General features: G+C 71.9%; 4 protein-coding genes. 1 reads left to right on the top strand and 3 read right to left on the bottom strand.

The genetic code is table 11. From position 1 onward, the window contains the following. The coding region (locus tag VGL20_22195) for an AMP-binding protein (GenBank protein ID HEY2706404.1) at positions 1–1,187 on the bottom strand (1,187 nt) is incomplete at its 3' end. Between the two features lie 419 nt (positions 1,188–1,606). Between VGL20_22195 and VGL20_22200 the strand changes: the two genes are divergently transcribed. Then, the gene (locus VGL20_22200) at positions 1,607–2,968 is read left to right on the top strand and encodes a sialidase family protein (GenBank protein HEY2706405.1); all 1,362 of its coding nucleotides are present in this window, start codon (positions 1,607–1,609) and stop codon (positions 2,966–2,968) included. On the opposite strand, the gene VGL20_22205 is transcribed toward VGL20_22200, so the two are convergent. After that, positions 2,946–5,498, bottom strand: a complete 2,553-nt coding sequence (locus VGL20_22205) for a sugar phosphate nucleotidyltransferase (protein HEY2706406.1) — start codon at positions 5,496–5,498, stop codon at positions 2,946–2,948. The two genes, VGL20_22200 and VGL20_22205, sit on opposite strands and share 23 nt — an antisense overlap. A 239-nt stretch (positions 5,499–5,737) precedes the next feature. Beyond that, the gene (locus tag VGL20_22210; GenBank protein ID HEY2706407.1) at positions 5,738–6,847 is read right to left on the bottom strand and encodes a hypothetical protein; all 1,110 of its coding nucleotides are present in this window, start codon (positions 6,845–6,847) and stop codon (positions 5,738–5,740) included. Between the last annotated feature and the right edge of the window lie 94 nt (positions 6,848–6,941).

The following is a 6,941-nucleotide window of genomic DNA, read 5'->3' on the forward strand; positions in this document are numbered from 1 at the left end:
ACCTCGTTGCGGAGCACCTCCCGCTGCAGCCACTCCCACGCCGGGGGGTTGAGCACCTCGCCGGCGCAGAAGACCCGCTCCAGCGAGCCGAGGTCGTGGCCGCGGGCGGGCTCGGTGCCGTACTTCATGAGCATGCGCACCGCGGTCGGCGAGGTGAACACCCCGCTCACGTGGTTGGCGGCGACGATCCGGTAGAAGGTGTCGGAGCCGGGATGGTCGAGGGCGCCCTCGTACGCGATCGTGGTGCAGCCCGCGAGCAGCGGCGCGTAGACGATGTAGCTGTGGCCCACCACCCAGCCGATGTCGGAGGTCGACCACCAGACGTCGGTGGGCTTGAGCGCGAACATCCAGCGGCCCATGCTGTGGACCATCACCTGGTAGGCGCCGTGGGTGTGGACGGCGAGCTTCGGCCTGGCGGTGGTCCCCGAGGTGGCGAGGATGAAGGCGGGATCGCTCGACTCCATCACCTCGTGACCGGTGTCCTGCCCATCGGCGAGGGCGAGGAAGTCGTCCCACGAGATGTCGCGGCCCTCGGTCATCGGCACCGCCTCGGCGCCGCGGCGGAACACCACCACCTTCTCGACGACCCCGCCGGCCTGGGCGACGGCGTCGTCGACGATGCCCTTGAGGGGCACGTCCTTGCCCTTGCGATAGGTGATGTCGGCGGCGATCACCACCCTGGCGCCGGCGAGCCGCACCCGCTCGGCGAGGGCGCCGCTGCCGAAGCCGGCGAAGACCACGAGGTGGATGGCGCCGATCCGGCTGCAGGCGAGCATCACCGTGATCGCCTCCGGGGTGGTCGGCATGTACACCGCGACCCGATCGCCACGGCGCACCCCCAGGCCGCGCAGCGCCGCGGCGGTGCGCTTCACCTGCTCGAGCAGCTGGGCGTAGGTGAGGGTGCGCTGCTCGCCGCGCTCGGTCTCGTAGATCTGCGCGGCGTGGCCGCCCCAGCCGGCGGCGACGTGGCGGTCGAGGCAGTTGTAGGAGAGGTTGGTCTGGGCGCCCACGAACCACTCGAAGGTGGGCGGTCTCCAGTCGAGGACCGTGTCCCAGCCGCGGAACCAGGGCAGCTCGCCCGCGGCACGCGCCCAGAAGCCCTCGGGGTCGTCCGTCGCCTCGCGCCGCATCCGCCGCACCGCCGGGTTGATCGCCTCCACGGCCTGGACCTCCGCCTCCTCCGACATTCGGCGCCATTCTCGGCGTCGGCGACGGCGCTTGGCGACCCACCGATGCGGGTGGATGGCGGGACCCCGCTCGCGGGCTCCCCGGGCGGCGGGCGCGAGGTGCGTCGCCGTCGCCCCGGGAGCCCTGTCGGAGCTGCATGTGAACCGGGGTTCCGCCATCACCCCGGGGTGCCGGTGGGCGTACCCGTCCGACACCTGTTCAACGTGCGCCGGGAGCCGGTACCGTCGCCCCCGGAGAGGCCCGCCTCTCCCGGAGTCCGACCGCTTCGTCAGTTCGGCGGAAGCCGGTGATGGGGCGCCCATGCAAAAATGACACACCCCTGGTTCCCGGTCGCGGATTCCGAGCCGGCGGGGGTCGCGCGGTGCAGCGCGCGGCGGGCATGATCGGCGGTGGCCGAGCATCCACGGAGGCGGTTCCGATGGTGGTGCGACCCCTGGGCCGGCGGCTGGGCCTCGGCCTCGCGCTGACGGCGGTACTGGTCACCGCGGGCGCCGCCAGCGCCGCCGGGGTGGGCGCGCCACCCCCGCCGAGCGCCCCCCCGACCGACTTCACCAACACCAGCCTTGCCAACCCCCAGTACAAGGGCGCCGACGGCGAGCCCTCGCTGAAGGTGGCGCCCGACGGCACCGTCTATGTCGGGGCCATCCGCGGGCTGCCCTCGGGGATCGACCTCTGGCGGATCGACCGCGGCACCGGTCCGGTCACCCATCTCAGCTCGCCGGACAGCCTGCTCCCCCCCGGCAACGCCTGCTGCGTCGCCCTCGGCGGCGGCGACATGGACCTCGCCATCACCGCCAACGGCACCGTCGCCTTCAGCAGCCTCTACCTCGGCTCGATCCACGTCGGCCGCTCGACCGACCGCGGCCAGACGATGACCCGGCAGCCGCTGGGCGGGGTCATCCCCGTCGACGACCGGGAGTGGCAGACCACCGACGGCAGCACCGTCTACATGTCCTTCCACGACGTGCTCACCGGCAACATCCAGGTGGAGCGGTCGAGCGACGGCCTCGTCTACCTGCCCGCCGGCATGGTGCTCAGCCCCACCGACCCCGCCACCCAGGACAACCAGCTCGGCAACCTGATCGCCGACCGGCACCATCCCGGCCTCCTCTACCAGGTCTACGTCACCGCCGCCGCCCCCAACGCCTCCGACGGCACCCCGATCGGCGGCCAGGGCAGGCTCAACGTGGTGAAGATGGCGGTCAGCACCAACGGCGGCAGCACCTGGACCCAGCGCACCATCTTCACCGGCGGTCCCAAGGCGAACTACGCCTCGATCTTCCCCTCGGCGGCGATCGACCGGGCGGGGAACCTCTACGCCGCGGTCAGCGACAACGCCAACCTGCTGGTCTTCTCCAGCACCGACCAGGGGGCCCACTGGAGCGCCCCGACCCGGGTCAACAGCCCGGCCGGCGCGGCGGCATTCCCGTGGATCAGCGCCGGCGGACCCGGAGGGGTGGTGGTCTCCTGGTTCGGCGCCACCACCACCGATCCCGCGTCGAAGGCGAACCTCTGGAAGGTGTACGCGGCCGAGAGCCGCAACGCCACCGCCGCCACCCCCACCTACACCCTGTTCCAGGTGAGCAACCACGTGATCCACAAGGGGGTCCTCTGCGAGAGCGGGCTCAACTGCTCCGAGGGACGCGAGCTCGGCGACTTCTTCCAGGTCGCGGTGGGTCCGGACGGCATCGCCAACCTCGCCTGGGCCGACGACGGCGCCGGGGGTCCGGCGACGGTCAGCTACGGGCGGGGCGGCTTCAACCTGGGGCCGCCGGACTAGCGCCCTTCTCCAGCACCGACGCGCCCGAGCCCGGGCGCCCTGCGCTGCTCGCCTGCTGGGCGGCGCGCACCCGGGCGGAGTAGTCCTCGAGCAGGGTGCGCGCGTGGGCCTCGTCCTCGACGCTGGCGATCACGTGGTAGCAGGGCCGGTCGGCGTCGGGGAGCATGAGCACATAGCCGCCCTCGACGAACACCTTGATGCCGTCGGTGAGGTCGACCGGCTCGTCCCGGTGCTGCTCGAGGAGGATGCGCATCACCCGCCCCTTGGCCTCCCAGGGACAGAACTCCTGGGACTGGAGGTGCGCCCAGTGGGGCACCTCGGCGCGCACCGAGCTGAGCGGACGGCCGCTGCGGGCGCGGAGCTCCAGCAGCTTGACCAGCGTGTACATGGCGTCGAACGCGCCCTGGTGGGGCCACCCGAACCCGCCGCGACCGTCCGAGGCGAGCGCCGTCCCCTCGTTGACGGCGGCGCGCAGCAGGGTCGAGGCGTCGCCCTTGGCGGGCCGGAAGCAGCCGCCGTGGCGCTCGGCCAGGCTGGTCAGCCACTGCGGGGCCGAGGCCGGTGCGACGATCTCGCCGCGGCGGTCGTCGAGGGCGTACACGGTCAGCACTCCCAGCGCCTCGTGGCTGCTGAGCACCCCGCCGTTCTCGTCGACGAGGAGGAGGCGCTCCCCGGTGGCGCTGAGCGCGCAGCCGAAGTCGGCACCGAGCGTCCTGGTGATCCCGCCGAGCTCCTCGAGCATGGAGTCGAGCTGGCCGACGGGTCGGGGCCGGTAGTCCTCGCTGAAGCCCGCGTGCAGCGGCACGGTGGTGATGCCCAGCTGGTTGAGGATGTCGGGCAGCACCAGCGAGGCGGCGCTGTAGTCGTAGTCGACGATCACCCGCAGCTCTGCGGCGCGGATCGCCTCGACGTCGACCCCGGCGAGCACGTGGTCGACGTAGGCGGGGCGTGGCGAGGCGTACTCGATGTCGCCCATCTCGTAGAACCCGACCCGGCGGATGTCCTCACGGAAGAAGAGGTTCTCCACCCTGCGCTCGGCGCGCTTGTCGATGGGCAGGCCGTTGGCGTCGAAGAACCGGATGTCGGCGCTGCGCTGGTCGAGCGGCGAGGCGAGCACGTGCACCCCGGCGGCGCAGCCGGACAGCCGGCAGGCGTACTGGGTCACCGGGACGGGCAGCTCGCTGCGGTCGAGCACCCGGCCGCCGGCGCTGACGATGCCCGCGATCAGCGCCCGCTTGATCATCCGTGAGGAGCGCGCGCAGTCGCGGGTGACCGCGATGGTCGCGCCCTTGGGATGGGTGGCGGCGAAGGCGGCGCCCAGCCGGGCGCAGTACTCCGGGGTGAGCTCGACGTTGATCAGGCCGGTCAGGCCGACCGCGGAGAAGAGCCCCGGCCGCCACTCACCCGCCCAGATGATCGACTCGTTGACCCGCGAGCCGGTCTGGATCTCCTTGTTGGGCCAGAGCTTCACGCCGGCGTCGATGCGGCTGCCCTCGCCGATCACGCAGTCGTCGCCGACGACGGTGTTCTCCTCGAGCAGGCAGTTGTTCTTGATGGTGACGTTGCGGCCGATGATGCTCTGGCGCAGCCGGCAGTTCTCACCGACGTAGCTGTGCTGCCAGAGCACGCTGTTGCTCACCTTGGCGTTGTCGTCGATCACCGTGTACTTGTCGATGACCACCGGGCCGTTGATGAAGGCGCCCGCCTTGATCTTGGCGTCGCTGCCGATGTAGACGGGGCCGTCAATGCGCACGTGGAGGCCGAACTCGACCCCCTCGCCGACCCAGACCTGGCCGTCGCGGCGGCCGGAGACCTGGCAGCGCACCCGGCCCTCGAGCGCGTCCCAGTTGGCCTGCAGGTAGGACTGGATGTTGCCGACGTCGCACCAGTAGCCGTCCGGCACCACCCCGAAGAGCGGGTCGCGTTTGCGCAGCATCGTGGGGAAGACGTCCTGCGACCAGTCGTAGGCCATCCCCGGCTTGATGTAGTCGAGCACCCTCGGCTCGATCACGTAGATGCCGGTGTTGGCCTGATCGCTGAAGACCTCGCCCCAGGACGGCTTCTCCAGGAACCGCCGCACCGCCCCGTCCGGCTCGGTGATCACCACCCCGTACTCCAGCGGGTTGGGCACCCCGTGGAGGACGATGGTGGCCATCGCCTGCTTCTCGCGGTGCTGGGCGATCACCCAGCTGAGGTCGATGTCGGTGAGGGCGTCGCCGCTGATCACGAGGAAGGTGTCGTCGAGCAGCTCGGCGGCGTTCCGGACGCTGCCCGCCGTGCCCAACGGGTGGTCCTCGACCACGTAGTGGATGTCGAGCCCCACGTCGGAGCCGTCGCCGAAGTAGTTGCGGATCTCCGAGCCGAGGTACTGGAGCGTGACCACCACCTCGGTGATGCCGTGGTCGCGGAGCAGGGTGAGGATGTGCTCCATGATCGGCCGCCCGGCGACCGGGACCAGCGGCTTCGGCCGGCGGCTGGTGAGGGGACGCAGCCGCGATCCCTCCCCGCCCGCCATGACCACCGCCTTCACCGGCGCACCTCAGCTAGTCCGCGAACTCGCCCACATCCGCTCGATGATAGTCGCCGTGTCGCGGTCCGCTGCTGACCAGGGGGGCCCGGCTCTGGCCGGCAGGGAACCGCCGGTCGAGCATACCGGCTCCCCTCCTGCCACGAAAGACGGGAGTGTGACGAGCCTCGCGCGGGCGGGCATCATCGGGCGCGACCATCAGGCGGGCGCCGCCGGCCGCCGGACAGCCGGCGATCGGATTCTCAGGCGCGACGGCGCCGCAGCGACAGCGCGGCGAGCAGGGCGCCGGCCAGGAGCAGCGGCACACCGGCGGCAGCCAGGGCCGACCCGGTGCTGGGGATGCCGACACCCCGGATGCTTCCGCCGGCGCCGGTCGCGGGCGGCTGGCCTGCCGAGGTCACCGGTGTGGTCGCCGGGGTCCGGATCGAGGCGGCCGACGCGGTCACGGCACCGGCGATCGGGGCCGGCTTCTCGGGCTGGGCCGCGGTGTCGTCGGCCTGAACCACCGAGCTCTGGGTGTTGGGAACGTCGCTCGGGTCGTGATGAACCGCGATCACGTCCACACCAGCGACCTTCACCGGGATCGCTTCGCCCGACTGCTGGGAGCTGACCAGCTCCTGCTTTCCCACACCGGCCACGTAGGCCTTGCCCATGCCGTCGCTCGACGCGTCGGAGTGGGCGACGGCGACCATCATCGCGCCGTCACCGGCATCCGCCCTGGCGGCGTCGCCGGAGCTCCGGCCATGGTGCTCGTCCTTCGCGTCGGTGCTCTTGCTGGTGTCGTCGGTCTTCTGGGTCGTGTCCTGGCTCTCGGTGTCGACCACGCACACCGTGGCGGTCCCTCCGCTCTCATGGCCGTGGGGGAGGATGACCAGGTCGATGAGAGCGGTCTTGGCGTGCGAGCCGTTCGCACGCGTCTCCGCGATCCACTCGGCGAGAGCGAGGGTGAGGATGGGATTGGCGGGCACGGCGACCAGGGCACCGCTCTGACTGCCCAGGCCGGAGCTGGAGCCACCGGCCAGGTCATTCCCCAGCACCTGCAACGCGGTTGCACCCGATCCGCCGTCGGCCGGCCCGGCAGTGGCGTTGGTGCAGCTGACGCAGATGCCGAGCCGAGTGATGCGCAGCCCGCTGGCGGTCGCGGCCCCCTCCGGTGGCGGCGCTGCGGGGACGACCCGGCTCGGATGGGCGGCGGGCAGCGGTGCTGGGACGGGCAGAACCGGATCGGGGGCGGGCGGCTGCGGGGCCAGGGGCGGCGCGCCGACGGAGGCGGACGAGACGGTGGTGGCACCCAGAAGAAGGACGGCTGCGGCGGACCCGGCGGCTGCACTCTTGACGATCCGCGTGAGCATCATCCGCCCTCCTATGTCATCGATCACCCAGCCGGGCGGCACGGTATCACGTTGGCGTCGGCGGCGCTGACGCCGACCCGGTCTGGCGGAGCGT

This window comes from Candidatus Dormiibacterota bacterium (genome assembly GCA_036495095.1).
GTDB lineage: Bacteria > Chloroflexota > Dormibacteria > Aeolococcales > Aeolococcaceae > CF-96.

Bases quoted from the DNA above. Each gene is read 5' to 3' on its own strand.
- VGL20_22200 (HEY2706405.1), top strand. From the start codon at position 1,607: ATGGTGGTGCGACCCCTGGGCCGGCGGCTGGGCCTCGGCCTCGCGCTG.
- VGL20_22210 (HEY2706407.1), bottom strand. From the start codon at position 6,847: ATGCTCACGCGGATCGTCAAGAGTGCAGCCGCCGGGTCCGCCGCAGCC.